We start from the raw sequence: 24,009 nt of genomic DNA on the forward strand, positions 1-24,009 counted from the left end.
CAACCAAAAACGCAAAAGGAGGTTTTGCCGTGAAACTGACCGCACAAGAGCTGGAACAAATGAAAAGCGTGAACATCGGCGCGGTGAGCGCGGATGCGCTGGCTGACGTGAGCGGTATGGCCTTTGACCGCACCCTCCCCCGGGAGGAGCGGCTGGCCCGGTTTGTGAAACGGGCCGTCAATCCATACTGCTTTAGCGTGGGCGGCGTGGGCGTGAAAATCGAATTTGCCGAGGGCGGCCCCTCCCTGCAGGAGACGCTGACCGCCTTTCTTATCCGGCAAAAGAGCGGGCTGTAACTGCTGTTGCGGCCCGTTCCTACTTCGAGACAAAATGTCCCGAGGCATCGACATCCTTGTTGATTGCCCCGGGCAGAGGTATAATATAAGTGTAATGTGATAGGGAAGGAGGAACAATGGCACGAACAAAAAACAGAGGGTATCAGCAGACTTTGACCCCTACCTATACGGCCCGGCTCTGGAAAATGGGCGGCTACATCCGGCTTTCCCGAGAGGATTTACAGAAAATCAACCGGGGGCTTGACGATAGCAACAGCGTGAAAAACCAGCGCGACATTCTCAATGATTTTCACTTCAACCATGCGGAAGAATTTGAAAGCTACACCGAGTATGTGGATGACGGCCACACGGGAACCGATACGGAGCGCGAAAGTTTCCAGCGGCTCTTGGGGGATGTGATGAGCGGGAAAATCAACTGCGTTGTGGTGAAAGACCTTTCCCGTTTCGCCCGGAATTATAGCGATGCTGGAAGTCTGATTGATAACCTTTTTGTGCAGATGGGCATCCGCTTTATCAGCTTGGCCGAGGGCGTGGATAGCTACCTAAACCCGGACAGCGTGAACAGCATCATCGTTCCGATAACAAACGTGATGAATGACCAGTATTGTTATCAGACCTCAAAGAAAATCCGGCAGGTTTTTGATTATAAGCGGCGCAACGGCCAGTACATAGGCTCTTTTGCTCCCTACGGCTACATAAAAGACCCCAAAGACAAGCACCAGCTAATCGTTGACCCGGAGGCCGCTGAAACCGTCAAAAAGATATACGAGATGTGCCTGCAAGGTACGGCCAAACTTCAAATTGTGATGTATCTGAATGACCACGGCATACCCAGCCCCACGGCATACAGAAAGCTAAAGGGCCTGCCCTACTCCCCGGCTATATCGGACGCTCCCATGTGGGGGAACAAGATTATAACGGATATTCTCAGAAATCCTATTTACACCGGGGATTTAGTACAGGGCCGCCGCCGGGTGAAAAGCTACAAGGTACACCAGATTGAGGCTGTGCCGGAGGATGAATGGGTGCGCGTCCCCGATACCCACGAGGCCATCATCACCCACGAAACCTTTGACCGGGTACAGGAACTTCTGAAACATGACACCCGGACGGCCCCTAAAAAGCGGGAGCTCCATTTATTCAGCGGTTTTCTGAGGTGCGCTGACTGCGGCAAGGCTGTGACCCGGAGCCAGAGCGGGAAGAATGTTTATTATTCCTGCTCCACTTACAAGAAACGCTCCCGGACAGCCTGCACCATGCACTCTATCAAACACAACCGTCTGGAGGCCGCTGTTCTGTTTGCCATCCAGTATCAAGTGAGCACTGCCGTTTCCTACTCGGAAATAGTAGCCCATATCAATGCGGCTCCGCTGAAAAAAAGTCAATCCCACCGCCTTAACGACCAGATTGCCGCAAAGGAAAAGGAATTGACGAAAATCACCCGCTACAAGCAGTCACTGTATCAAGACTGGAAAGACGGGGAAATCTCCCAGCAGGAATACCGGGAAATGAAAGCCGATTATGAACGGCAGGCCGCCGGGCTCTCGGATTTGCTGGCCCGGCTGACGGCTGAACGGAAACAGCTTTCAAACGGCGTTGACCAGCAGCATCCCGCACTGGTAGCTTTTGCAAAATATCAGAACATCGAAAAGCTGACCCGCGAAATCCTGATTGAACTGGTAGACCATATCAAGGTTTACGAAAACGGCAATATCAGCGTTCATTTTAAGTTTGCGGACGAGTTCCGCCGGATTGCCGAGTACATTGAAATCAATACCACTGACACCGCCGAGGCGGGCTGACCCCCGCCAAAGCATGAAATCCTTTTGACAGTGTGTTTTCCTAATAAAACGCAATCTTATGCTTGCTACGTTACCCCTCCCCCCGTTCCGCTTCCCCCGTCCTCCGTACTAATAAAGCGAATTGGAACACCCAAACTGTGCGCCAAAGGCTGGAAATTTCCGAAAAAGCGCAAAAAAATAGAAGCCGCTCTGCGTTCTCGCAAAGCGACCTCTATTTGCTTTCGATAGCCCCGTCTAATGCTCCCTCAATGACCGGCAGATGTTCTTCTGGACACATCATCACCTTGCGGCTGATGCGCTGGCGCTGGTCGTGTTCCTCCCCTGCGGTAAGCTGGTTGAAATACTTTGCGGCGGGAAGATTGAAAATTTGAATGAGCTGTATTATGACTGGTAGCGCCGGTATGATGTGGTTATTCTCAATGTTGATAAGATAGACCGTTGAGATACCCGCCATTTCAGCGGCCTTTTGCCTGGACAGCCGCCGCTTTTTCCTCGCCGCCTTGACATCCTCCCCAAAGGGTTCAAAACCGGGGCAATCCTGAATGTTAGCCATATTGTATCACCCATCTATATTGTATACTTTACTTTTTGACTTGGAAACAAAGTATACAGAGCAGGTTCTAATCTTTATTATTTACATTTTGGCGCTTGTTTTATTCGAGCAAAAGAAGTAAAATACCAATATCGGAGGTGCAGCATGGACTATATGACTTTGAAAGAAGCGAGCGAAAAATGGGGTGTCACCCCACGACGGATAAACTATTACTGCGTTGCGGGGCGCATCCCTGGTGCTTTGAAAGTAGCAACGATCTGGCTTTTGCCAAAAGATGCAGCGAAGCCGATTGACGGTCGTACAAAACAAGGGAGGGCTTTGAAGCATGAATAGCGTTTTAATTATAGACGATGACAAGGAACTATGTGCCTTAATGAAAAAATGCGTGGAGCAGGAAAACTTGTCTGCGGTGGTGGCGCATGGCGGCTTAGAGGGTCTGCGGCTGCTGGAAGAAAACAAAGATGCCTGTTCCCTGATTATTCTGGATGTGATGATGCCGGATATGGACGGTTTTCAGGTATTGCAGAAAATCCGGGAGAAAAATAATGTGCCGGTGCTGATGCTGACCGCCAAAAGTGACGAGGAAGATAAGGTTTCCGGTCTACGGCTTGGGGCAGACGATTACCTGACAAAGCCTTTCAGCATTAACGAGCTGATGGCCCGCATCCATTCCCTGGTTCGGCGCTATACCACCTTAAACCCCATAGCTGGGAATGTGGCCGCCACAATGCTGCTGAAAGATATGGTGATTGATAAAGTCAATCGGACGGTCACTGTCCAAAATCTCCCGGTAGAGCTAACCGGCAAGGAATTTGATCTGCTTGTGTTTCTGGCATCCAATAAGGGCCGGGTATTCACCAAAAAGCAGATATACACACAGGTATGGGCAGAGGAATACGCCTTTGACGACAGCAATATCATGTCCTTTATCAGCAAATTGAGGAAGAAAATCGAGCCAAATCCAGAGCATCCGTTTTACATCCAGACCGTCCGGGGCGTGGGGTATCGGTTCAACAAGGAGGCATGAGCATGAACCTTTATCTGTTGCTGTCCCTATTGGTTGCCCTGCTGGTAATTACCTGCCTTTGGGCCAGACTTCACCGTGTCCGGGGTCAGCTTTCTCTTATCAAAGATGCCCTGACGGATATAAAGAACGGGAACCTGAACCGCCGTGTATTGTCGCGGGAGAGCGACCTGACGAAGCAAATCTGTTATGACATCAACGAGATCGCTATGAGCAGCCAATCCCAGCTTATCCAACAAAAGCAATCCGAGCAGGCATATAAACGGCTCATGACAAGCCTTTCCCATGATGTAAAGACCCCTCTCGCCTCTCTGGTGGGGTATTTGGAGGCCGTGGAAAGCAAAATGGTGACAGGAGCCGAACAGGAAGAATACATTCAGGTTGCTACGGAAAAAGCCCATCATCTGAAAGACTTTGTGACCGCCTTGTTTGAATGGGTGAAGCTGGACGCAGGGGAACAAGTTTTTCATTTTGAGTTTTGCGATCTGAACGAGCTTTCCCGCAACATTATGGCTGACTGGGTGCTGTTGCTGGAAAACCACAATTTTACCTATGAGATAGAGATACCCGAAGCAGAATACATGACAAGAGTTGACCCCACCGCCTACACCCGTATTCTCAATAATCTGCTGCAAAATATCCTGACGCATAGTGCCGCAAGCCAAGTGTCCCTTACTGTAACCGAAACGGAGCAGCAGGCAAAAATCGTTGTTGCCGATAATGGGAAAGGAATTTCTGCCTCTGATCTCCCCCATATCTTTGAACGGATGTATCAATGCGATCACTCCCGATCTGCCAAAGGGAACGGGCTGGGCCTCTCCATTGCAAAAGAGCTGGTGAGCATTCATAAAGGAACCATCACGGCAGCCAGTGTTCCCGGAGCAGGTACAACCTTTACCATCATACTTCCGAAAGCCCTGTGAGCGTGCAGGGCTTTCTTTCGTTCAAAACAAGGTTAAAACAAGATTTCGGCAAGGTTATGGCAAGGTTCGTCCCTTATAATGGGAACCATGAAAGGAGGAAACCGCATGACAATCATTGCAACTGAAATGCAGAAATGGAAGCGGAATAAGATTGTCTGGTGTATTTTGGCCTTGACGCTGCTGTTGGGGGCGCTTGCGATTGAGAGGGCTTGCAGCATTGCAAGGAGCAGTCCATATATGGATAACTTTGGCGACCTCTACACGATGGCGTTTAAGAACTTGTCCAGTCTGTTCCTGCCGATTGTGCTGGGAATGTTCGCCACAACCTTGTTTTTTGACGAGCATAAGAACGACACGCTGAAAGAACTTCTTATCATCCCCATCACGAAAGTACAGCTATACTTTTCAAAAGTCGCTGTAATGATCCTGATGTCCGTGGGACTGTGTTTGATTACTTTTCTTTTATGTGTTGTCGGCGGGTTGATTGCCGGGGGCTTTCCTGATTTGGACGCAGAAACACTTATAGATGCTGGCCTCTTGTATCTGGTGAGCGGACTTCTAATCCCCATAGCCATGCTTCCGATTGTGTTTCTTGCCACGCTGTCAAAAGGATATATCCTGCCTATTGGCGCAACGCTGCTTTATCTGGTTCCCGTAGTCATTGCCCCGGCCCATTTTATGGGAATACACCCGCTGGCAAGTGTGATGGGAATTTACTCTCACATTTCCGAAGCAACCGCAGCTATGGTAGAAATCCTGATGCAAGGCGTTTTGCCGGACACTTCACCGTTTATTTGTGCCGGTTCGCTGCTCCTGATCGGCGCCGCATCTGCTGCTGCATCCGTAATGGCTCTAAAAAAGCAATCTTACTGAAAGAAAAGACCTATGAGCCTTTACAACTATATTGTTGGAAAAATGAAACATAGTAAGAAAGTGAGGCATCTCTATGAACGATTTTGTAATTGAAACCAAAAAGCTGACGAAAATTTACGGGGAGCAAACCGCTGTCAACTCCGTGGATATTCATGTGAAGCCGGGCCGGATTTACGGGCTTTTGGGGCGAAATGGAGCTGGTAAAACCACCATTATGAAAATGATTTTGGGCCTTACGCCGATCACTTCCGGCGAAGTGGATGTGTTCAGCCAGAACATCAAAGGCCATGAGAAGCGCATTTATCCCCGCATTGGGGCCATTATCGAAACTCCTGGATTTTATCCCAACCTGACTGGCACGGAAAATCTTGAAATCTTTGCGAAGCTGCGCGGGACACCCCGGCCCAATGCCGTCAAGAAAGCGCTGGAAGTTGTGGGGCTTCCTTATCGGGACAAAAAGCTGTTCAGCAAGTATTCTCTCGGTATGAAGCAGCGCCTTGGCATTGCTAATGTCATCCTGCATGACCCGGAGCTTTTGATACTCGACGAACCGACTAATGGGCTTGACCCCATCGGCATTGCCGAAGTACGAAACTTTATCAAGGGTTTAAGCGCGGAGCGCGGTAAAACTATTCTGATTTCCAGCCACATTCTTTCTGAAATCGCACTTCTGGCGGACGATATTGGCATCATCGACCACGGCGTACTGTTGGAAGAAAACAGCATGGAGGATTTGGAAAAGAAAAATCGGAAATACATCCAGCTTCAGGTTTCGGATGTCCACAAAACCTCTTTGATTTTGGAACAGCAGTTCCGTGTGACTGATTATGCGGTGCAGGACGAACATAACCTGCGGCTCTATGATACCGCACTGGATATGGCAGCAATCAACAAGGCTCTTGTGGTGCAGGACGTGGCTGTTATCAGCTCCCAAATCTGCAATGATACCCTTGAGGATTATTTCAAGCAGATTACGGGAGGAGAGGGCATTGCTTAAACTGATACAGGTTGAATTTCTAAAGCTGCGGCGGAGAAAGTTTATCTGGCTCATGCTGCTGGCGGCGCTCTTTATGCCTCTTGCCGCTGTGTTCTACTTTGCAAATATCAAGGGAACCGGCGTGGAACCCATCGAGTTCTACAAGTGGACGGCGTTTAGCTATACCCCGTGGATTATCCTGCCGGTGGTGCTGGGGATGCTTTGTACCATGCTGATGTATAACGAAAACCAGTATGATATACTTAAACAACTCTGGATTGTGCCGGTCAATAAAGTGGCGTACTTTTTCAGCAAATTCGTCGTGGTGCTGACATACTCGATCTGCTTTATGCTGATTATTGCAGCCGCGTCCATTCTTACCGGCGTACTGCCTGGCTATATCACCTTTGACAGCGCAAGCACCCTTTATCTTCTGCGAAAGTGCATGGAAATCTCCCTGCTGACCGCTTTTGCGGTGTTGCCGGTGCTGGCGGTTGCTGCGGTGCAAAAGGGCTATATTCTTCCCGTCTGTTTGACGCTGGTTTATACATTTCTTGGCTTTATCCTCTTAATGGTAAATATGTACCTGCATCCGCTCTCCAGCATGACAGCCATTGTTATGCGGGATATTCCAGGTGTCGTGATTACCCAGCCGCTTAATATTCCGGGGGCGTTCCTTTGCATAGGTGTGTGGAGCGTAGCTTCTGTACTGCTGGCCGGGGCTGTTTTGAAAAAGAGAAAGTGAGGTGCATCTGAAATGAAACTTTTGCTTTGGGCGGAGCGCCGGAAACTCCGCCGCTCCAAAATCCTGTGGATTGCCGGTTTTGCAACGGTTATGGTGGCGTTGATTGTCTTTGCACAGGGGCAATTCATGTTCTATGGAAGCCGCTATATCGACAAGGCAGGATGGTTTATGACAGCGACCCAATCCCTTGCTACCTTTTATGTATTGCCTGCGGTGATTGCCCTGCTGGGCAGTTATATGATCTGTCGGGAGGAACAGGAGGACACCCTAAAATCCCTGCGCCTTATTCCCGTGGATGAAATGAAACTGACACTTGCCAAGATGGCGCTTACACTTGTGTTCAGCGTCCTGATCTATCTCCTGCTTTTTGTTATTACCTTTCTCATTGAGGCCGTTCTCCACCTTGAAGCTCTGCCTATTAGCCTTGTTTTAGAGAACCTGAAAACATATTTTCTGGATGGAGCTGGCGTTTTTTTTGCCATTTCTCCGATTATCGCTTTGGTTTCCCGGATGAAAAAGGGCTACTGGTTGGCGCTGGTATTTGCTGAAATCTATTCTTTCGCTGGATTGTTTGCAAGTATGTCCAACACATTAAAAACGGTCTATCCTATGACAGCCGTTTTTAACCTTTCTGGTTATTACCATGCAAGCGTCATTCAGACTTTAATCGGTGTCATAGTTCTGCTGACCTGTATTGTTCTTTCGCTGTTCATTTTGAAAGGACTGAACAAGACAGCCAAATAAACACAATATTTTTAATAATCTGCCGCACGACGGCAAAAGAAAAAAGCCGTCGTACAGCAGTCCATAAAAGCCAAGTCTGCCCAGCGGCAGAAAAGAAAAAAACCGCTGCTGGGCAGACCGATTTCCCGTGCCTATTTGTTCCATGCGGCGGTTTTAAGAGATTAAAGCCGCCGTTCTTTTATCCCCCAAAAGAATGATGCGGTAACGCTGGAAAGTACGGCGGCTGACAGGAGGCAGCCGCCATGAAGTACATAGCCGTTCGACACGATTTGACAGCGTTTGAACCGTCAAAAAAAGCCCGTTCCCCACCTGGGAGAATTGCGGCTACGAGATTATACTATACGGTGCAGATAAAGTAAATTATACTGTGCAACTCGCCCGGTGGGTCTGTGACCTGCCGGGCGAGTTTTGTCGTGTCCTGACCGGCCCGAAAAAAATTTTTGCAAATCGGGCCATTTACCGCGCAGATCGGCCCAATCACTTCGCTCTGTTAGCGGAAAGGGAGAGAACCACCACCATCCCCCGACGAAAGGGGGTGAGAAGATGGGAACTATCCCCCGCTTTAGCAGACCGGGCCAGTTTGACCGCTATTGCAAGCTGGTACTGGAACATGAGGCCATTGACTATCTGCGGAAAATGGACAGCCTGCGCGACCGTCATATATCGTTGAGCATCCTGCCGCAGAAAGAAATGGACAAGCTCTCCACGGTAGACCGCTATCCCAGCGACAGCCATGTTTTTACGTCGCATGGATGTGACCTGCCGATTGAGAACGAGCTTGTGGCCGATGCCTTTGCCGCCCTGACGGAGCAGGAACAAAGTATTCTGATACTGCACTGTGTCCTGGGAATGTCAGACGGCAAGATCGGTGAGATCATGGAGCTGTCCCGCTATGCCATCCAGCGGCGCAGACGGAAAGCACTGGACGAACTGCGGAACAAGTTGGCGGCGCTGATGCCGAAAGGAGGTTGAACGCAAATGTCGGAACCTGACTACAAGGGCCGGGCGCTTCTCCCCATGCCGGTGATCGAAGCCGCCCGTGCCGGGGACGCCGAGGCCGTGGAACAGGTCTTGCGGTACTACGAGGGCTACATAAACAAGCTCTGTACCCGGACGCTGTATGACGAGTACAGCTATCCCCATGAGTGCGTGGACGAGTACATGAAGCACTTGCTGGAAATCAAGCTCATCCACGCTATTGTCGCCATGAATTGACGGCAACCGGCCCGGCAGGGCAGGCGGAACACCTTACCCTTTCCATGTTCCCCTGCCTCCGGCCCGGCGTTGCACCTTGACAAAGAAAGCCCGCAAGATAACGGCGGCGCAGCATAGGGCAACGGACACATTCTGTATGCGCCGCGTCGGTGGGCGCGCCATGACCCCGCATCCTGCGGGAGAGCGAGAACCGCCTACATCGAAAAGCCGGCAGCTTATAATCAGCGGCGCATACGCTAACGATACTCCCTTACAGCCACAGTCCGAGCGTTCAAAGCGTCGCAGGCAATGGGTAGGGCCGCGTGAGAACCATGCGGGGGTGAAAGTCCCGTGGTGCTGGTCGCCGCCAGCCGTCCGATTTATGCCCCTTTATCAGAATAGTGGACAAGCCACTGTTCATAACCTGTAATATTCATTTGCGAAAGGGGGAAGTCCTTTGCCGCAAAATCAGATCAGCGCCACAACGACGCATAAAATTGGCAAAACGACTTATTTTGTCTGTGCGTCGGCCAGCGAGAAAGCGACCGACACCATAGACAAGAAGATCAAAAAACTTATCCGCAAGGATATGGAGCAGAATGCCGGAAGCGTCCAGAAATAGGGCGCTCTTTTTATAATTTTTGAGCTGACAAGGACAGCGGTTGATGGTATAATTTAATCGTACATATACCATGCTTGTCTGCTGTCGGAAAGGAGGAACAATGTTACAGGCAGACAAGATAACCGCTTTATATTGCCGGTTAAGTCAAGAGGATATGCAGGCAGGCGAGAGCGAGAGCATCCAAAATCAGAAGTTGATCTTACAACGGTATGCGGATGAACATTTCTTTTTGAATACCCGCTTTTTCGTCGATGATGGCTTTTCCGGGGTGAGCTTCGAGCGTGAGGGGCTGCAAGCCATGCTCCGCGAGGTTGAGGCCGGGAACGTGGCGACGGTCATAACGAAAGACCTTTCCCGCCTGGGCCGGAACTACCTGAAAACCGGGGAGCTTATCGAAATCGTATTCCCGGAATATGAGGTGCGCTATATCGCCATTAACGACGGCGTGGACACGGCGCGGGAAGATAACGAGTTTACCCCCCTGCGGAATTGGTTTAATGAGTTTTACGCCCGCGATACGTCCAAGAAAATCCGGGCGGTGAAGCAGGCCAAGGCCCAGCGGGGCGAACGTGTCAACGGAGAAGTCCCCTATGGGTATATCGCAGACCCGAACGACCGCAATCATCTCATTCCTGACCCGGAAACGGCCCATGCTGTCAAGCAGATTTTCGCCATGTATGTGCGGGGCGACCGTATCTGTGAAATTCAAAACTGGCTGCGGGACAACGAGATTTTGACTGTTGGGGAACTCCGCTACCGCCGAACAGGAAGAACCCAACATCCCCGCCCCCAACTGAACGCCTGGTACAACTGGCCTGAAAAGACGCTGTATGACATTCTCGCCCGGCAGGAATATTTGGGCCATACCATCACGGCAAAAACCTACAAGGTGTCGTATAAGTCCAAAAAGACGCGGAAAAATGCGGAGGACAAGCGGTATTTCTTCCCCAACACCCACGAACCGCTGATTGACGAGGAAACCTTTGAACTTGCTCAAAAGCGCATCACCACCCGCCACCGTCCTACCAAGTCTGATGAAATCGACCTGTTTTCCGGGCTGCTGTTCTGCGGAGATTGCGGCTACAAAATGTATCTCCAAAAAGGAGCCGGAACGCCGGAGCGGAAACACGCTTACACCTGCGGTAACTACCGCAACCGGGCCAGAAATGATTTTCTTTGCACGACACATTACATCCGCAAAAGTGTCTTGAAAGAACTTGTCTTGGCTGACTTACAACGTATTATGTCCTATGTGAAAGGACATGAGCAGGAGTTTATTCAGACCGCTACCGAGTGCAGCGAGCAGGCCATGAAAAAGGCGCTGGGCCACCAGCGCAAGGAGCTTGACAAGGCGGAGGCCCGGCTGGGCGAAATCAACCTTTTATTCCGCAAGCTGTACGAGGACAACGCATTGGGCCGGTTATCGAATGAACAGTTTGTGTTTCTGACCTCCGGCTATGAGGACGAAAAACGGGAGTTGACAAAGCGGACCGCGGAGTTGAAAAAGGAGATCGACACCGCCGCCGAGCGCAGCGCCGATGTGAAAAGGTTTGTCGCCCTGGTACGCCGGTACACGGAGATCAGCGAATTGACCTATGAGAATGTCCATGAGTTTATCGACCGTATTTTGGTCTACGAATTGGACAAGAACACCAACACCCGCAAAATCGAAATCTTTTACAGCTTCGTGGGCAAGGTAGACACCGGCGACCAGCCCACGGAAAGCGTTTCTTATTTCAGGCAGATTGGCGCTGATGTCAAAAGCGTTGTCGTTTAGGGCTGAAAGCAAAATGCTGGGGCAAGATAGCGTACCATTCAAAAACGGTTACGTTATCTCACCCCAGCAAACAGACAGCCCGGTTTTCATATGGAAGCGATGAGAAATATCTCAGAGGTGTTATCTTAACCCTTAATGGAGCCGAGCATAACCCTGGACTTAAAGTATTTCATAACAAAGGAGGGGCTGTCCTAGAGTAATTCATCTTGAAAGGAGTAAATAAAATGGGATTTTTTGCAATGGTAGCGTCAATGTTATTAGGAATATTTTTTATTGCACTCGGAATTTCTTGCAAAAAGCATAAGGGTTGGTCTATAATACTTATTGCACTCGGAATAGTATTTGTTCTTATTGCGGTTTGTTTTGGATATCCCAAATAAAAAACGGTTTGCAATTTGAGGTGATTGTATGCAGGAAGAAAATATGAAAGGGTTATTATATCCTCTTTGCGGCAGTAAAACCCGTAACAGGATTAAAGAGGATACCATTTTGAATAACTACCCTTTTTACTATCGGAAGTGCAAGCGGGAAAGCTTGATAGCGGTAAAAGATTTGCAAATAACCGTGGTCAAGAAACTGGAGGCTAAGTATTGAAGTTTGAAGAATGATGAAGAATGAAATTAAAAACAGTAGAAAAGGGGAAATGATATGGAAAATAATGTTCTTGAATTTGAATGTGTAGGCTTAAATAATGGTGGGAAATTCCCTATTGAGAATACAGGTAGAGGGAAAGATATTTCACCGGAATTTATTATTCAAAATCTATCCACAAGGGCAGTTACTTTGATGATTACGCTTGAGGACTTGAGCCATCCGATAAAGGGATTTACGCATTGGATTATTTGGAATATTCCTGCGAGAGATAGAATTACGAAAGCAATTCCGTCAGGGAAATCAATATCTTCATTACAAGGTGCGGTACAAGGAATTGGGTATGGTTTTCATTGTTATGCAGGGCCGAAGCCACCTAAAGGAAAGTCTCATAAGTATTGTTTTACTGTTTATGTATTAGATTGCAAACTTGATTTGTCCCCTTTTTCTTTCAAACGAAAAGTTTTGAGTAAGGCTAATCGCCATATTATTCAGGAGGGGAAAATTTATGGGTATTTTGAATAAACTATGCAGACGAGGACTACTGCACCGCTAACCCTGAAATCATTCCAGAAACAGAGCAAGGTGCTGAAACATACCAAGTGGCGGCGGTAGCCAGGGAAAAGGGGAGTTATGTGGACGGCGCGTGGAGCTTATTTGACCAAATCACAAATTCTCCATAGTGGGTGTTTTCGCAAGCATAACCCTTGCCCCAGCCCAATCAAAAAGGTCAGCCCGGAATGCTGTACAGAAAACCGCCAGCCGACAGGATTTTGAAAGGGTACACCCTGCGGCAAAGGTTTCTCCCCCTTCCGGCAAAAAAGATTCGCCCCACATAAGGGAAACAGATACCAGTCTGCATTTGAGTGAAGATCATTCACTTGCTACATGGCAGAACAACACCGCCACAAACAGCTTACAGAGCCAGAGCGCGGCGCTCCATACCGCTGACACCTATGACGCTGCCGTGCAGCTTGACAACTATCCCGCCCCGCTTTACACTATTCTCAAGGGCGAACAACCCCACCCAAAACATTTCATTACAGTTCCGCAACATTTCATGACAAATAGATTGCTCTTCCGTCACATTTTTGTTAACCTAATAATAGGGTGATAAGTATGATAAAGTTCGCAATCTGCGATGACGAGCCACAGATGGCCCGGGAAATTGCGGATCAGCTTGCAAGCTATATGAAGGAAACTGCCGGTGGCTACTCGGTGGAGTGTTTCTCCAGCGGGTACGCGCTGCTGAAGTCCTCAGAGGAATTTGACGTTATTTTTCTTGACATCCAGATGGAGCGCCCGGACGGCATGGAGACAGCAAGGCTGCTGCGCCAGCGGGATAATCACAGTCTGCTGGTGTTTGTGACCGTATTGAAGGAGTGCGTGTTCGACGCCTTTCAGGTGGAGGCATACGACTATCTTCTAAAACCCTTGGACAGAGCCCGATTCCGGCAGACCATGGACCGGGCCTTGGGCTGGCTGGAGCGGGACGCGGCGAAAAATCTGGTGATACAGCGGGGCTCCGGATGTCAGGTGGTTTTGCTCTCGGACCTTATGTATTGCGAGGTGCTGGGCAGGAAAATTTATCTTCACAAAAATGACGGAAGGGTGGTTGACTACTATGACCGGCTGGAGGAGCTGGAACAGCGGGTGGACAGCCGCTTTTTCAAGTGCCATCGGAGTTACCTGGTGAATCTGGACTATGTGAGCGGGTGCCAGGGTGGGCAGGTTCTGCTGCAAAGGGGAGAGCGCCTCCCGGTTTCCCGGCTGCGGGAGCGGGAGCTGACCCAGGCTCTTTTGCGCCACATGAAGGAGAGGGGTGCCTAGCATGGATTATTTCAGCCTGATTATGGACATGGTCAGTATCGTTGGGCAGGGGGTGGCCCATATTTTCTTTGTCAGCCGCCTGACCGGAAAGGAGCGCAGGCTTTGGCATTTTGCGGTCTACTGCCTTACCCTCTGCGGGATTCAAGGGCTGGCGCTGCGCCTGGGCGACAACGGCATCTTCTCCATCGCCACAGGTATTCTGGGGCTGTACGCCATCAACCGCTTCGCGTTTAGGAACCAGCGGCCCATCTCCTGGCTGGCGGCGGTGCTGGCCTTTTATGTTTCGCAGCTCTCCTTTGGCTTTATCAACTCTGTGGAGGCGGTGGTGGTTCCACCGTTTTTCGGAAGCCCGCTGCTGTATCTGCTGCTTCTGGTGGCACAGGTCCTCTATTTTGTGTTGTGCATTTGCTGTTACCGCGCCGTGCGGAAACTCCTGGCCTGGACAGAGGACAGTCAGACGCCTTACATCGGTCTGCTGTTGTTTCCGGGCCTGTTTTTCTTTGCCGCGGAGCTGTATATCCTCCAGACCTCCTACAGCTTTTTTGACCCCGCTATTTCTCTGGCGGAGGTGGGCAAGCACAGTACGCTGCTGCTCCTGCAAATCATGGGTCTGGCGGCGCTGCTGTGCACCCTGTACGCTTACCGCCAGCTCTGCCAGGGGTTTCAGGCCAAGGCGGAGCTGCAATCGCTGACCCAGGCCGCGCATACACAGAAGGTCTACATCACCGAAGCTCAAGCGCGCTATGAGCAGACAAAATCCTTCCGCCATGACATTAAAAATCATCTGTCCGTATTGGACGGCTTGCTCAAGAGCGGAAAGCTGGAGGAGGGCAGAGGCTATCTGAAAAGGCTGGAAACCGTCTCGGAGGCTCTGTCCTTTCCCTATCAGACCGGCAATCCGGTAGTGGATATTCTATTGGGGGAGAAGCTGGGGCTGGCGAAGGAGATCGCGGCGGAGGTGTCCCTGGTCTTGCCCAAGCCCTGCGGGATCGACGACTTTGACCTGTGCGTGCTCTTTGCTAACGCCCTGGACAACGCCATCGCCGCCTGTCGAGCTCTGGAGGGAGCCAAGGCCCTTCGCATCAGCGGCAAGCGGCAGGGAGATTTCTATTTGCTGGCCTTTGAGAACACCTGCTCCGAGGAACCCCTGCCCCCGGCGGGGACCGGGCTTTCCAACATCAAAGCGGTGGCGGAAAAGTATCACGGGGCGGTGCTGACGGAGAAAAACGGCCGGCAGTATTATCTGAGTGTGCTGATGAACACTTCAGCCTTGCAATAAAGCTATTGTGGACACCATTAATTTGCGGCAGATAGAGCGTTCCGGACATTTGTGTTTTACAAGGGCCTCACCAAAGGAAGCTGGAGGCGGTTTGTGCGAAAAAATACTGCTGGACGCTTCGGAGTGACCGTTGCAGAACATTTCATTACATCCAGATAGCATTTCATTGCAAAAGCCTTGAAACCGCACTCTCTGCCAACTAAAATGATGGGGGTTAGAACTCCCACTAAAATACTACTATTTGAAAGGAGGTGCAAGCATGAACGTACAGATGATGGAGGGACTTCTGGGCACCAGCTCCAATATCACGCTGGCGGGTACGCCCATGAGTGTGTACCGCCAGGCCAGTGCCGAGGGTGACACGGAGAAGATGAAGCGGGCGTTGGGCTACACTGGCGAGTGCACCGAGAAGGCTGCCAAATACCAGGAAAAACTGGACGAGGGCATGGAGGCCGAGGCAAAGGAGGAGCGTGAGAAGGCCAAGCTGGAGCAGGAGGCCGCCCTCGAAAAGCGCCGGGAGGAGCAAAAGCGCACAGAAGAAAACGCAGAGCGGGACCGCCCCCAGGAGACCGACCTGGTTCAAATCAGCCAGGCGGCGAAAGCGGCGCTGAAGAACAGCGAGCCCCCGGAGGCGGTAGAGCCAGTTGCCAGTGAGCCGGTCATCTATACGCCGGCTGGAGAGGTTTCCAGCGCCCTGGTGGAGGCAGAAGCCAATCTTTCATTTACAGCGTAGAATTTAAGGAGGAATATTTTATGACGCCTGTTTCTGGTTTGAGTAACGAAGCGATCCGCCCTTTGACCGCTCCCGAGAAAGCGCAGGGTGCCCCCAAGGTTCAGAGGGCCGAGGAGGACGCCCAAAGCCGCCGGCCGAAGGCCATGATGGATGAATACGTCCCCGAGGAACGGTCGGAGCCCTCCGGCCGGTACTGGAGGGGCAAGGGCGAGAAGGGCCAGCCCAAAATCTATTTTGATGACCCAGAGCGGCCGGCGGGCGCGCCCAATAAGCCGGAGGAAAAATGGGTCTGCGATACGGGAAAGGTGGACCGGGAAATCGAAAAGCTGAAAAAGAAGCAGCAGGAGCTGAAGCAGCAGCTGGGTACTGAGAACAATGAGGCCAGGATAAAAGAACTGGAGCGCCAACTGGCCCAGACGGAACAGGAACTCGGTGAAAAGGACAACGATACCTACCGTAAGCAGAACGCCTCCTTCACACAACTCTCTTGATTTCAGGAAAGCGGCGGTTTGTGGAAACCGCCGCTTTCCTCCCTCCCGTAGGAAAAAGTTAAGAAATTCCATAGAGAAAGAGTCTCTGTTCCCAACGGATTGTCACTGTTGAAATACTTATTTGCGGTGATGGCTGCGCGTCCTTCGGATAATGAAAAATTCAAATTGATGATTTAAAAAATAAAAAATGCCATGCGCTCAAACAACTTTTGGCATAGCATTTTTTCATTTTTCCGTTTACTTGGTATTCGTTATAATTTTGTGAAGGTTGGCTCCCTGTCATTGACGGGGAGTTTTATTTGATTTCTATGTATAAAGCTTGATAAGCTTACAGCTCGATAAGCTCCTTGGGCGACTTTGTCAGGCTCCGGCACCCGTCGGCGGTGATAAGCAGCATATCCTCTATACGCACGCCGTACTGGGCAGGCAGATAGACGCCGGGCTCGTCTGTTATCACCATACCCTCCTGGCATACAGTCTCGTCCTTTGAGGAGAACGCCGGCCACTCGTGTATTTCAAAGCCCACTCCGTGGCCAAGGCCGTGGCCGAAGGCGCCGGGGTAGTCCTTCTCGATGATGTCCCGGGCTATCTTGTCTACGTCCTTGCAGACCATGCCGGGCTTCACCGCGTTTATAACGGCCATTTGGGCCTCCAGCACCGTCTCATAGACCTTTCGCTGCTCGTCGCTGACCTTGCCGAGAGCCACCGTGCGGGTCATGTCGGAGTGGTAGCCGTCCAAAAGCGCGCCGGTGTCCATGGTTATGAAGTCGCCCTTCTGCACAGTGTTCTGGCTTGGCACCGCGTGGCACTGGGAGCCGCTTTTGCCCGCCGCCACAATTAGGTCGAAGGCCACGCCGTCGGCGCCGTTTTTGCGCATGAAGAACTCTATCTCCAGGGCCAGCTCCCGCTCGGTCACGCCCTCCTTGATAAAGGGCAGTATATGCTCAAAAGCCGCGTCGGTAATGGCCTGGGAGGCTTCTATCTTCTTAACTTCCTCCGGGGACTTTATCATCCGCTGGTCCTTTATGGCGTTGTCCAGGGTCTCGTCCAGGACCACCTCGATGCCCTTGCCGCCCAGTTCCTTCTCGAATTTCCTTGCCTGGGACACAGAGAGCTTGTTGATCTCCAGATAGACCTGCTTCACGCCGTGTTTCTCCAGAAGCTCGCAGAGCGTCTCATATATTTTCTTGAAGCCCACCACTTTGCAGTTTTTGGCCGAGTAGCCGGCCGCCTCCTCATAGCGGAAGTCCTGCAGCAGATAGGCCTCGTCGGCCGTTATCAGCAATATGCCGATGTCCGAGGGGAACTCGGTGAAGTACCGGCGGTTGCACTCGGAAAACACCAGCACCGCCTTCTGGCTGTCCCCGGCGATGAGCCTGTCCCTTATGCGCTCAACAGGGTTTTTCATTTTATTACATCCTCTCTCACTTTAAATTTATTTCTAAGCCCCTTCTCAAGGTGCCTTCTCACCCTGAAGGTCCAGCCCTCCTCGGGGTCGAGGGGCTCCAACAGCACGGACTTCATGCCGCAGAGATTGGCGCCTATCACGTCGGTGAAGATCTGGTCGCCGATTATGACGCAGTCCCGGCACCGAAGCCCCAGCATTTTTGCCGCCCGTACATACCCAAAGGGCAGGGGCTTTATGGCAAAGCTGATATAGGGCAGACCGAACCTTGCGGCAAAGGCCGATACCCGCTTTTTGTAATTGTTGGACACTATCACCACTTTGTACCCCGCCCCAATGAGCTCCCGGGTCCATTCCAGCGCGCCCTTTATAGGCTCGTGGGAGGTGTAGGTGGCGAGGGTGTTGTCCACGTCCAGCAGTACGGCCCGGGCACCCAGCCGCCGGAGAAGCCGCGGGGTGACCTCCCCGATGCGGGGCTTTACCGCGGTAGGTCTAAACAGTGCCATAGGACCCTCCTGTTCCCAGCAAAAAGACGGGCGCCGACATTAACGCGGAGCGCCCGCCTTTCATCAGGTCTGAAACCTAATCGTTGGCCCGCGCTCACTTATACTTGCGCTTGCGGGCCGCTTCGGACTTTTTCTTACGCTTGACGGAGGGCTTTTCATAAGCCTCCCGCTTGCGAACCTCCTGGATAACGCCAGCGCGGGCGCACTGCTTCTTAAAGCGCCGCAGGGCACTGTCCAGTGACTCGTTTTCCTTGAGCCGTATCTCAGCCATTCATATCCCTCCCATCCGCCGAAAAGGCAGGGGTGTGCGTCGTAAATATAATATATGAAAATATACTACAACATAAACATTATAGCTCCAACCCAAGGGCTTGTCAACCCCCCTTGGAAAGACTTTTTAGAATGTTACGGAATGTTCATGGATTCTTCATTATTCGAGCCCGCTTAAGTTGACAGTATGCGTTGGGGTATTGTATAATATAGGCGCTTTCACCCGAAAAGGTACTCCCAGAGCAGGGAGGAGGTGAGGGCATTGGCGGATATACATACTTTTTTTGCTGGCGGTTATGGCAGGTGTTACAGTTCATGTAATCTGCAAGTGGCTTGACCGCAAGTTATAACGGGTGAAGTAAGCCCGAGCAAAAAAGAGACCCCGGAGACTGACACTCTCTGGGGTTTCCTTTTTGGCAGGGCATTGGCATACATACTTTTCAAGTAGATTATACTCTAATGCACAGGCGTTTGTCAACCCCTACTTTCCGTCCTGCTCTCTGCGGCGGCCCAGGGCCTGGTCGTACTTTTTGCCCAGCACCCGGAAGTATATCTCAAAGCCAAGGCACAGCACCACAAAGGCCACAAAGAATATGACGATAAACGAGACCCACGCCCCCGGGTTATCCATGGGGAACCAGCGGAAGGCCCAGGCGAAGCCGCCGCATACGCAGAAGATCAGCCCGCAGAATATCAGCAGCCGCAGCCAGTAGCTGGGTTTTTTCAGCACCTGGCCGGAGAAAAATACGTATTGCAGAAGGGTTATCACCCCGCACATGGCCAGCAGCTGCACTATCAGCGAGTAGCGGATGTATTCGCCCCCAAAGAGCCAATCTATAGCCATGTAGATGCACAGGGCCCCGGTGAAGCTCAGACAGCCCCAGTTTTTCAGCTCTCCCACAAACCTTAAAAATTTTTTCATGTTGTTTCTCCTCTCTATTGCTATAGGCCCAGCTTCTTTTTCAGCCAGGGCGCGTACTGCCGGGAGACGTACACCGCCTCGCCGTTTTCCATCGTCAGCCTTATCCTGCCCCCCAGGTCCGGGCGCAGGGAACGTATGGCGTTGAAGTTTACCAGCGCCGATTTCGACGCCCGAAAAAAGCCCCTGCCCCGCAGCCGCTCCTCCAGCTCGTACAGCCGAAGCTCCGTCTCATAGACCGCCCCGGCGGTGTAGAGAAAGGCGCGCTTGTCGGCGGTGTCGGCATAGAGCACCTTTGCCGGGTCCAGAAGGTAGGTCTGGCCCTCCAGCTGTCCGGTAAGCTTCCCTGTCTCTCCGGCCGCCAGCTCGTAGAGCCTTGCCAGCAGCCCCGCCGCGGCCTCGCCGGCCTCGGCGCAGCGCAGTATTATCTCCGGCTCCGTGATACCCGGAGCCACCTCCATCTTGATCTTCATGGCCCGCCCCCTTTGGGTGATATAGTAAGCGCGTTTACTACTGTGTAGTATACTACTGCGTAGTATACGCCGTTATTTTGTGCCGCGCAAGGGGCAGAGCACTGACCTGCGCTATACGGGGAGTAAGAGGACAGGAGCCCGGCGCAAGTATTTACATTTTGATGATATTTTCCTGAATACTTGATGAACGCCCCTCGGTTATGATACAATAAACTATAGTAACAGGAGGACCGAAAATGCTTAGCGAGAAACTGAGGCGTCTTATGGCCGGGGCCCTTTGCGGGGCGATGCTCTTTACTCTGCCCGCCTGCCAGGAGGACCCGGAGGGCTCTATCGTTGCCAACAAGGACATGGACAAGCTCATATCCCAGGGAGCCGAGAGCGGCGGGGAGAGCCGGGTGGACGCGGGGGAACTCATAGAGGATGCGAAGAAGACGGAGACCTACAAGACCACTCTTGACAGCCCCAACCTCAAGGTAAAGGCGGAGGTGGACGCACAGGTGGAGCTGCCCGAGGTGGAGAAGCTGTCCATCTACAGGGTGAAGCAGAAGCCCTTTACTCAGGAGTTCCTGGATAAGGTGCGGGCGGAGCTCTGCGGGGAGGTGGAGCTGTTTGACGGCAAGGCTCTGGGCGTGCGCACAAAGAAGGACATTGAGCGGGAAATAAATTTCCTCCGGCAGTCGGTAGAGGACTACACCGCCCAGGAAAGACAGCTGCTGAAGGACCCGAATCTCCCGGAGGAGCACCGACCCACTGAGGAGGAGGTAAACGCCAGCATAGAGGAGTACCGTCAGATGATGCAAAATGATATAGACGAGCGCCAGGGGGAGTACGAAACTGCCCCCGATGAAGTGAACTTCGCCGATTACCCCACCGACTATAAAATCCATCTTTACCGGGAGCTGTACGAGTCTGACCCGGAGAGCTATGAGTCAGGGCTGACGCTGCATGACGAGGAGGGGGACGCCGTTTTCGACGCCGCCTCTGACGGCAGCGACGGCCACTACCGCAGGCTGGTGGTGCAGAACAACGCCGACTACAGCAACAAGATAGCCTATTCTGACAACCTGGGGTTCTATAAGCATATGAGTGGGGTAATGGTAGAGGACACCATGCTTGATTATACCCTTACCCCCAGGGAACTGGGCCTGACCCAGGACTATGAAGGCTTCTGGAAGGAAAAGGGCGTGCCCTCTCCGGTCATCACAAACAACTATGTTCTGGAGGAAGGCTTTACGTTCAAGCCCATTGACAAGACGGAGATAAGCTTTACCCAGGAGGAGGCCCAGGCGAAGGCGGAGGAGCTGCTGGGCAGGCTGGGCCTTACGGATTTCAAATTCAGCCAGGGCGGCAAATACAGCGAGCTTCTGGGCGGAGAGGACGAGGAAGCGGATTTCCTGTATGACGTATTATATGTCCTGCGCTATACCCGGGAGCTGGAGGGCGTGCAGCTGACCCAGTCCAGCGGGGCGAAGTTCGTGATAGGCCAGGACACCAGCAACCCCAACCGCAAGCAGATGTGGCCCGGGGAGAGCATAGAGATACGCGTAAACGACAGGGGCATTGTGGGTTTCCAGTACAACGCCCCGTTGGAGATAACCGAAACGGTGGTGGAGGGCACGTCCCTAAAGACCTTTGACGAGGTGAAGGGGATTTTCGAGCAGATGCTGCCCATGGTGCTGGCCGAGGAGGACTATGACGTGACGGCCAGGGTGGACCGGGTGCGGCTGAGTTACTCCCGCATAAGCGAGAAGGACAGCTTTGACACCGGGCTGGTGGTGCCTGTCTGGAGCTTTGAGGGGAAGGTCACGGCCTACAGCGGGGAGTACCCGGCCTATGAGAGGAACGGCACGCTGCTGGCGGTGAACGCCATAGACGGCTCGGTGATAGATGCGAATCTAGGATATTGAAGTTAAAGGGGAGGACGGTCCTATGGCAAGGCGGATCATGGTTTTGGAGGACGAGGAGGCTATCTCCGGCATGATAGCCATGAATCTCCGGGTGGCGGGAATGGAGCCGGTGGTCTTTTCCGAAGGCCTGAAGGTGCGGGACTCACTGCCGGGGGACCACGCCTATGACCTGGCCCTTCTGGATGTGATGGTGCCGGGGCTGGACGGCTTCGGGGTATTTGAGCTTTTGAAGCCGTATAAAATACCGGCCATATTCCTGACGGCCAGGGATGACCTGGACTCGAAGCTCCACGGGCTGACCGGCGGGGCGGAGGACTATATAGTCAAGCCCTTCCAGGTGCTGGAGCTGCTGGTGCGCATGGAGAAGGTGCTGGCCCGCACGGCCCCCCGGGAGATTTTGCGGGTGCTGGACCTGGAGATAGACCTTGGGGGCCACAGGGTCAGAAAGGCCGGGGTGGAGGTGGCCTTAAAGCCCATGGAGTTCGACCTGCTGGTGGCGCTGGTGAGAAACAAGAATATCGCCATATCCCGGGAGGACCTTATCGGCCTGGTCTGGGGCAGCGCGTACCTTGGGGAGACCCGGACGGTGGACGTGCATATCGGCCAGCTCAGAAAGAAGCTGGGCCTGCAGAACGCCATAAAGACCGTGCCGAAACTGGGCTACAGGCTGGAGGACGGCATATGAAGCTGAGGGTGAAGCTGTCCCTTATGACCGGGGGGGTGCTGCTTTTGGCCACGGTGCTGTGCATAGGCCTGAGCTTTTCCATGAGCCGCCGGGCCCTCCTCTTGGAGGCGAACCGCAGCGCCTATGCCCAGAGCCAGGCGGCCTTCCAGGGCTTCGAGAACTACTGCGCCCACCTTACCGGCGGGGCCGGGGTGCAGGCGGCGGCCTACTGGCTGAAGTCCCAGGACGACGAGTACACGATACTCCTGAGGGAGGGCGAGGTGTGCTATAACAGGACGGTGCTGGACCCCGCTGAGCTCACGGAGAACAGCCCGCCCCGGTCCGGCCCCCAGGAGGCGGGGCTCTATAGAGGGCGGCGGCTTCTGGTGTACCGCTTTGACAGCGACGCGTATTTTGTTTTCATACACCTTGTGGACGTGACGGACACCTATTTCAGCCTGTACCGTCTGGCGGCGGGCCAGGGGTTGCTGTCTGCCCTGATACTGGCGGCGGCAGCGGCGGCAGTGTTCTATATGCTGCGCCGGGCTCTCCGGCCCTTGCAGGCCCTCTCCGACAGCGCCAACGCCATCGCGGCGGGGGCCTATGACCGCCGGGCCCCGGAGGAGGGAAAGGACGAGCTCTCGGGCCTTGGCAGGGATTTCAACCGCATGGCGGCGGCGGTGGAGGAGCATATCCGCCGGGTGGAGGAGAGCGAGGAGCAGAAGACCATGTTTATGGCAAGCCTGACACACGAGCTGAAGACCCCCCTGACGGCCGTCTCAGGCTATGCCCAGACCCTGCGGTACGCGAAGCTCAGCGAGGAGGACAGGGAGACGGCCCTTCGCTATATATGCACACAGAGCGCAAGGCTCGACCGGCTCTCGAAAAAGATGCTGCGGCTGCTGGAACTGGACCGGGACGTGCCCCTGGTAAGGGAGCCCGCGGAAATTTCAGAGCTGGCGGAGTCCGCCCGGGAGACCTGCCTGCCCGGGGCCCGGGACCGTGGCGTGGAGATAGATGTTGGGGACTGCCCGGGCACGTGGCCCTGTGACAGGGACCTTATGGTCCAGGCCCTGGTGAACTTGGTGGACAACGGTGTGAAGGCCTGTTCTGAGGGGGGCAGGGTGAGGATTTATATGAAGGACGGCGCGCTGGTGGTGGAGGACGACGGCTGCGGCATACCTGAGGGGGATATCGCCCACCTGACCGAAGCCTTCTACATGGTGGACAAATCCCGCAGCCGCCAAAGCGGCGGGGCCGGCATGGGTCTTGCCCTTACCTCCGTGATACTGCGGCGGCATGGGCTGGGGCTGCGCATAGAGAGCCGGCTTGGACAGGGGACACGGGCGATTATAGGGCATAAGTAAGGGCCGCTTTAAAAGCGGCCCTTGAGCGTATTGTGTTGTCAA

General features: G+C 52.8%; 28 protein-coding genes. 22 read left to right on the forward strand and 6 right to left on the reverse strand.

Going from position 1 to position 24,009, the window contains the following annotated elements; translation table 11 throughout:
* The first annotated feature begins 29 nt into the window (after positions 1–29).
* On the forward strand, positions 30–296 hold the full coding sequence (locus ADH66_RS03765; protein ID WP_044919915.1) for a DUF6870 family protein: 267 nt from the start codon (positions 30–32) through the stop codon (positions 294–296).
* Positions 297–412: 116 nt separating this feature from the next.
* On the forward strand, positions 413–2,098 hold the full coding sequence (locus ADH66_RS03770) for a recombinase family protein (protein ID WP_066535528.1): 1,686 nt from the start codon (positions 413–415) through the stop codon (positions 2,096–2,098).
* A 211-nt stretch (positions 2,099–2,309) separates the two neighbouring features.
* Here the strand turns inward: ADH66_RS03770 and ADH66_RS03775 are convergent, their stop codons facing one another.
* Positions 2,310–2,651: a helix-turn-helix domain-containing protein gene (locus ADH66_RS03775; RefSeq protein WP_066535526.1), complete on the reverse strand. Its 342-nt coding sequence runs from the start codon at positions 2,649–2,651 to the stop codon at positions 2,310–2,312.
* A gap of 144 nt (positions 2,652–2,795) precedes the next feature.
* Between ADH66_RS03775 and ADH66_RS03780 the strand changes: the two genes are divergently transcribed.
* The 17 genes from ADH66_RS03780 to ADH66_RS03870 all read left to right on the forward strand — a co-directional run bounded on the left by ADH66_RS03780 (position 2,796) and on the right by ADH66_RS03870 (position 16,453).
* On the forward strand, positions 2,796–2,984 hold the full coding sequence (locus ADH66_RS03780) for a transposase (RefSeq protein ID WP_066535524.1): 189 nt from the start codon (positions 2,796–2,798) through the stop codon (positions 2,982–2,984).
* Positions 2,977–3,678, forward strand: coding sequence for a response regulator transcription factor (locus ADH66_RS03785; RefSeq protein WP_066535522.1), 702 nt, complete (start codon positions 2,977–2,979; stop codon positions 3,676–3,678). The genes ADH66_RS03780 and ADH66_RS03785 overlap by 8 nt, the downstream gene beginning before the upstream one ends.
* Positions 3,675–4,598: a sensor histidine kinase gene (locus ADH66_RS03790; RefSeq protein WP_066535520.1), complete on the forward strand. Its 924-nt coding sequence runs from the start codon at positions 3,675–3,677 to the stop codon at positions 4,596–4,598. The genes ADH66_RS03785 and ADH66_RS03790 overlap by 4 nt, the downstream gene beginning before the upstream one ends.
* A 105-nt stretch (positions 4,599–4,703) precedes the next feature.
* Positions 4,704–5,471 carry an ABC transporter permease gene (locus tag ADH66_RS03795; protein ID WP_066535518.1) on the forward strand — a complete coding sequence of 256 codons (768 nt, stop codon included), beginning with the start codon at positions 4,704–4,706 and terminating at the stop codon, positions 5,469–5,471.
* Positions 5,472–5,544: 73 nt separating this feature from the next.
* Positions 5,545–6,468, forward strand: a complete 924-nt coding sequence (locus ADH66_RS03800; protein WP_066535516.1) for an ABC transporter ATP-binding protein — start codon at positions 5,545–5,547, stop codon at positions 6,466–6,468.
* Positions 6,461–7,192 carry an ABC transporter permease gene (locus ADH66_RS03805; protein WP_066535515.1) on the forward strand — a complete coding sequence of 244 codons (732 nt, stop codon included), beginning with the start codon at positions 6,461–6,463 and terminating at the stop codon, positions 7,190–7,192. The genes ADH66_RS03800 and ADH66_RS03805 overlap by 8 nt, the downstream gene beginning before the upstream one ends.
* A gap of 12 nt (positions 7,193–7,204) precedes the next feature.
* Entirely contained in the window at positions 7,205–7,936 is a 732-nt protein-coding gene (locus ADH66_RS03810) for an ABC transporter permease (RefSeq protein ID WP_066535513.1), read from the forward strand.
* A gap of 543 nt (positions 7,937–8,479) precedes the next feature.
* Entirely contained in the window at positions 8,480–8,908 is a 429-nt protein-coding gene (locus ADH66_RS03815; RefSeq protein ID WP_066535512.1) for a sigma-70 family RNA polymerase sigma factor, read from the forward strand.
* Between the two features lie 6 nt (positions 8,909–8,914).
* A complete protein-coding gene (locus ADH66_RS03820) occupies positions 8,915–9,151 on the forward strand; it encodes a helix-turn-helix domain-containing protein (protein ID WP_066535510.1) in 237 nt (78 codons plus the stop codon).
* Between the two features lie 436 nt (positions 9,152–9,587).
* Positions 9,588–9,752: a transposon-encoded TnpW family protein gene (locus ADH66_RS03830; protein ID WP_066535507.1), complete on the forward strand. Its 165-nt coding sequence runs from the start codon at positions 9,588–9,590 to the stop codon at positions 9,750–9,752.
* Positions 9,753–9,852: 100 nt separating this feature from the next.
* Positions 9,853–11,529: a recombinase family protein gene (locus ADH66_RS03835; RefSeq protein ID WP_066535506.1), complete on the forward strand. Its 1,677-nt coding sequence runs from the start codon at positions 9,853–9,855 to the stop codon at positions 11,527–11,529.
* Positions 11,530–11,952: 423 nt separating this feature from the next.
* On the forward strand, positions 11,953–12,123 hold the full coding sequence (locus ADH66_RS03845) for a cysteine-rich KTR domain-containing protein (protein WP_304431966.1): 171 nt from the start codon (positions 11,953–11,955) through the stop codon (positions 12,121–12,123).
* A gap of 54 nt (positions 12,124–12,177) precedes the next feature.
* Positions 12,178–12,645, forward strand: coding sequence for a YbhB/YbcL family Raf kinase inhibitor-like protein (locus ADH66_RS03850; RefSeq protein WP_084384257.1), 468 nt, complete (start codon positions 12,178–12,180; stop codon positions 12,643–12,645).
* Between the two features lie 594 nt (positions 12,646–13,239).
* Positions 13,240–13,950 (forward strand): LytR/AlgR family response regulator transcription factor, encoded by a 711-nt coding sequence (locus ADH66_RS03855; RefSeq protein WP_066535494.1) that lies wholly within the window; start codon positions 13,240–13,242, stop codon positions 13,948–13,950.
* 1 nt (position 13,951) lies between these two features.
* Positions 13,952–15,229 carry a sensor histidine kinase gene (locus ADH66_RS03860; RefSeq protein ID WP_066535491.1) on the forward strand — a complete coding sequence of 426 codons (1,278 nt, stop codon included), beginning with the start codon at positions 13,952–13,954 and terminating at the stop codon, positions 15,227–15,229.
* 259 nt (positions 15,230–15,488) lie between these two features.
* A complete protein-coding gene (locus ADH66_RS03865; RefSeq protein ID WP_066535489.1) occupies positions 15,489–15,962 on the forward strand; it encodes a hypothetical protein in 474 nt (157 codons plus the stop codon).
* 20 nt (positions 15,963–15,982) lie between these two features.
* A complete protein-coding gene (locus tag ADH66_RS03870) occupies positions 15,983–16,453 on the forward strand; it encodes a hypothetical protein (protein WP_066535486.1) in 471 nt (156 codons plus the stop codon).
* A 328-nt stretch (positions 16,454–16,781) separates the two neighbouring features.
* Here ADH66_RS03870 and ADH66_RS03875 read toward each other — a convergent pair whose 3' ends face one another.
* From ADH66_RS03875 to ADH66_RS03895, 5 genes are all read right to left on the reverse strand, one after another.
* Positions 16,782–17,861 (reverse strand): M24 family metallopeptidase, encoded by a 1,080-nt coding sequence (locus ADH66_RS03875; RefSeq protein ID WP_066535484.1) that lies wholly within the window; start codon positions 17,859–17,861, stop codon positions 16,782–16,784.
* The gene (locus ADH66_RS03880; protein ID WP_066535482.1) at positions 17,858–18,364 is read right to left on the reverse strand and encodes a YqeG family HAD IIIA-type phosphatase; all 507 of its coding nucleotides are present in this window, start codon (positions 18,362–18,364) and stop codon (positions 17,858–17,860) included. Before ADH66_RS03880 ends, ADH66_RS03875 begins: the two co-directional genes overlap by 4 nt.
* A 94-nt stretch (positions 18,365–18,458) precedes the next feature.
* Positions 18,459–18,635, reverse strand: a complete 177-nt coding sequence (gene rpsU, locus ADH66_RS03885; RefSeq protein ID WP_016404966.1) for a 30S ribosomal protein S21 — start codon at positions 18,633–18,635, stop codon at positions 18,459–18,461.
* Positions 18,636–19,115: 480 nt separating this feature from the next.
* Positions 19,116–19,556, reverse strand: coding sequence for a hypothetical protein (locus ADH66_RS03890; protein ID WP_066535480.1), 441 nt, complete (start codon positions 19,554–19,556; stop codon positions 19,116–19,118).
* A 20-nt stretch (positions 19,557–19,576) separates the two neighbouring features.
* Positions 19,577–20,026 carry a LytTR family DNA-binding domain-containing protein gene (locus ADH66_RS03895; protein ID WP_066535477.1) on the reverse strand — a complete coding sequence of 150 codons (450 nt, stop codon included), beginning with the start codon at positions 20,024–20,026 and terminating at the stop codon, positions 19,577–19,579.
* A 236-nt stretch (positions 20,027–20,262) separates the two neighbouring features.
* Between ADH66_RS03895 and ADH66_RS03900 the strand changes: the two genes are divergently transcribed.
* The 3 genes from ADH66_RS03900 to ADH66_RS03910 are packed head-to-tail and all read left to right on the forward strand — an operon-like array spanning position 20,263 to position 23,967.
* Entirely contained in the window at positions 20,263–21,936 is a 1,674-nt protein-coding gene (locus ADH66_RS03900) for a DUF6034 family protein (RefSeq protein WP_066535474.1), read from the forward strand.
* 22 nt (positions 21,937–21,958) lie between these two features.
* On the forward strand, positions 21,959–22,621 hold the full coding sequence (locus ADH66_RS03905) for a response regulator transcription factor (protein WP_066535469.1): 663 nt from the start codon (positions 21,959–21,961) through the stop codon (positions 22,619–22,621).
* Positions 22,618–23,967 (forward strand): sensor histidine kinase, encoded by a 1,350-nt coding sequence (locus ADH66_RS03910; protein WP_066535468.1) that lies wholly within the window; start codon positions 22,618–22,620, stop codon positions 23,965–23,967. Before ADH66_RS03905 ends, ADH66_RS03910 begins: the two co-directional genes overlap by 4 nt.
* Positions 23,968–24,009 lie beyond the last annotated feature (42 nt).

The sequence above is a fragment of the Acutalibacter muris genome (assembly GCF_002201475.1).
Taxonomy (GTDB): Bacteria; Bacillota; Clostridia; order Oscillospirales; family Acutalibacteraceae; genus Acutalibacter; species Acutalibacter muris.

Excerpts from the sequence above, each read along its gene's own strand:
- ADH66_RS03770 (WP_066535528.1), top strand. The coding sequence starts at position 413 with ATGGCACGAACAAAAAACAGAGGGTATCAGCAGACTTTGACCCCTACC.
- ADH66_RS03775 (WP_066535526.1), bottom strand. The coding sequence starts at position 2,651 with ATGGCTAACATTCAGGATTGCCCCGGTTTTGAACCCTTTGGGGAGGAT.
- ADH66_RS03780 (WP_066535524.1), top strand. The coding sequence starts at position 2,796 with ATGGACTATATGACTTTGAAAGAAGCGAGCGAAAAATGGGGTGTCACC.
- ADH66_RS03785 (WP_066535522.1), top strand. The coding sequence starts at position 2,977 with ATGAATAGCGTTTTAATTATAGACGATGACAAGGAACTATGTGCCTTA.
- ADH66_RS03790 (WP_066535520.1), top strand. The coding sequence starts at position 3,675 with ATGAGCATGAACCTTTATCTGTTGCTGTCCCTATTGGTTGCCCTGCTG.
- ADH66_RS03795 (WP_066535518.1), top strand. The coding sequence starts at position 4,704 with ATGACAATCATTGCAACTGAAATGCAGAAATGGAAGCGGAATAAGATT.
- ADH66_RS03800 (WP_066535516.1), top strand. The coding sequence starts at position 5,545 with ATGAACGATTTTGTAATTGAAACCAAAAAGCTGACGAAAATTTACGGG.
- ADH66_RS03810 (WP_066535513.1), top strand. The coding sequence starts at position 7,205 with ATGAAACTTTTGCTTTGGGCGGAGCGCCGGAAACTCCGCCGCTCCAAA.
- ADH66_RS03815 (WP_066535512.1), top strand. The coding sequence starts at position 8,480 with ATGGGAACTATCCCCCGCTTTAGCAGACCGGGCCAGTTTGACCGCTAT.
- ADH66_RS03820 (WP_066535510.1), top strand. The coding sequence starts at position 8,915 with ATGTCGGAACCTGACTACAAGGGCCGGGCGCTTCTCCCCATGCCGGTG.
- ADH66_RS03835 (WP_066535506.1), top strand. The coding sequence starts at position 9,853 with ATGTTACAGGCAGACAAGATAACCGCTTTATATTGCCGGTTAAGTCAA.
- ADH66_RS03845 (WP_304431966.1), top strand. The coding sequence starts at position 11,953 with ATGAAAGGGTTATTATATCCTCTTTGCGGCAGTAAAACCCGTAACAGG.
- ADH66_RS03850 (WP_084384257.1), top strand. The coding sequence starts at position 12,178 with ATGGAAAATAATGTTCTTGAATTTGAATGTGTAGGCTTAAATAATGGT.
- ADH66_RS03855 (WP_066535494.1), top strand. The coding sequence starts at position 13,240 with ATGATAAAGTTCGCAATCTGCGATGACGAGCCACAGATGGCCCGGGAA.
- ADH66_RS03860 (WP_066535491.1), top strand. The coding sequence starts at position 13,952 with ATGGATTATTTCAGCCTGATTATGGACATGGTCAGTATCGTTGGGCAG.
- ADH66_RS03865 (WP_066535489.1), top strand. The coding sequence starts at position 15,489 with ATGAACGTACAGATGATGGAGGGACTTCTGGGCACCAGCTCCAATATC.
- ADH66_RS03870 (WP_066535486.1), top strand. The coding sequence starts at position 15,983 with ATGACGCCTGTTTCTGGTTTGAGTAACGAAGCGATCCGCCCTTTGACC.
- ADH66_RS03875 (WP_066535484.1), bottom strand. The coding sequence starts at position 17,861 with ATGAAAAACCCTGTTGAGCGCATAAGGGACAGGCTCATCGCCGGGGAC.
- ADH66_RS03880 (WP_066535482.1), bottom strand. The coding sequence starts at position 18,364 with ATGGCACTGTTTAGACCTACCGCGGTAAAGCCCCGCATCGGGGAGGTC.
- rpsU (WP_016404966.1), bottom strand. The coding sequence starts at position 18,635 with ATGGCTGAGATACGGCTCAAGGAAAACGAGTCACTGGACAGTGCCCTG.
- ADH66_RS03890 (WP_066535480.1), bottom strand. The coding sequence starts at position 19,556 with ATGAAAAAATTTTTAAGGTTTGTGGGAGAGCTGAAAAACTGGGGCTGT.
- ADH66_RS03895 (WP_066535477.1), bottom strand. The coding sequence starts at position 20,026 with ATGAAGATCAAGATGGAGGTGGCTCCGGGTATCACGGAGCCGGAGATA.
- ADH66_RS03900 (WP_066535474.1), top strand. The coding sequence starts at position 20,263 with ATGCTTAGCGAGAAACTGAGGCGTCTTATGGCCGGGGCCCTTTGCGGG.
- ADH66_RS03905 (WP_066535469.1), top strand. The coding sequence starts at position 21,959 with ATGGCAAGGCGGATCATGGTTTTGGAGGACGAGGAGGCTATCTCCGGC.
- ADH66_RS03910 (WP_066535468.1), top strand. The coding sequence starts at position 22,618 with ATGAAGCTGAGGGTGAAGCTGTCCCTTATGACCGGGGGGGTGCTGCTT.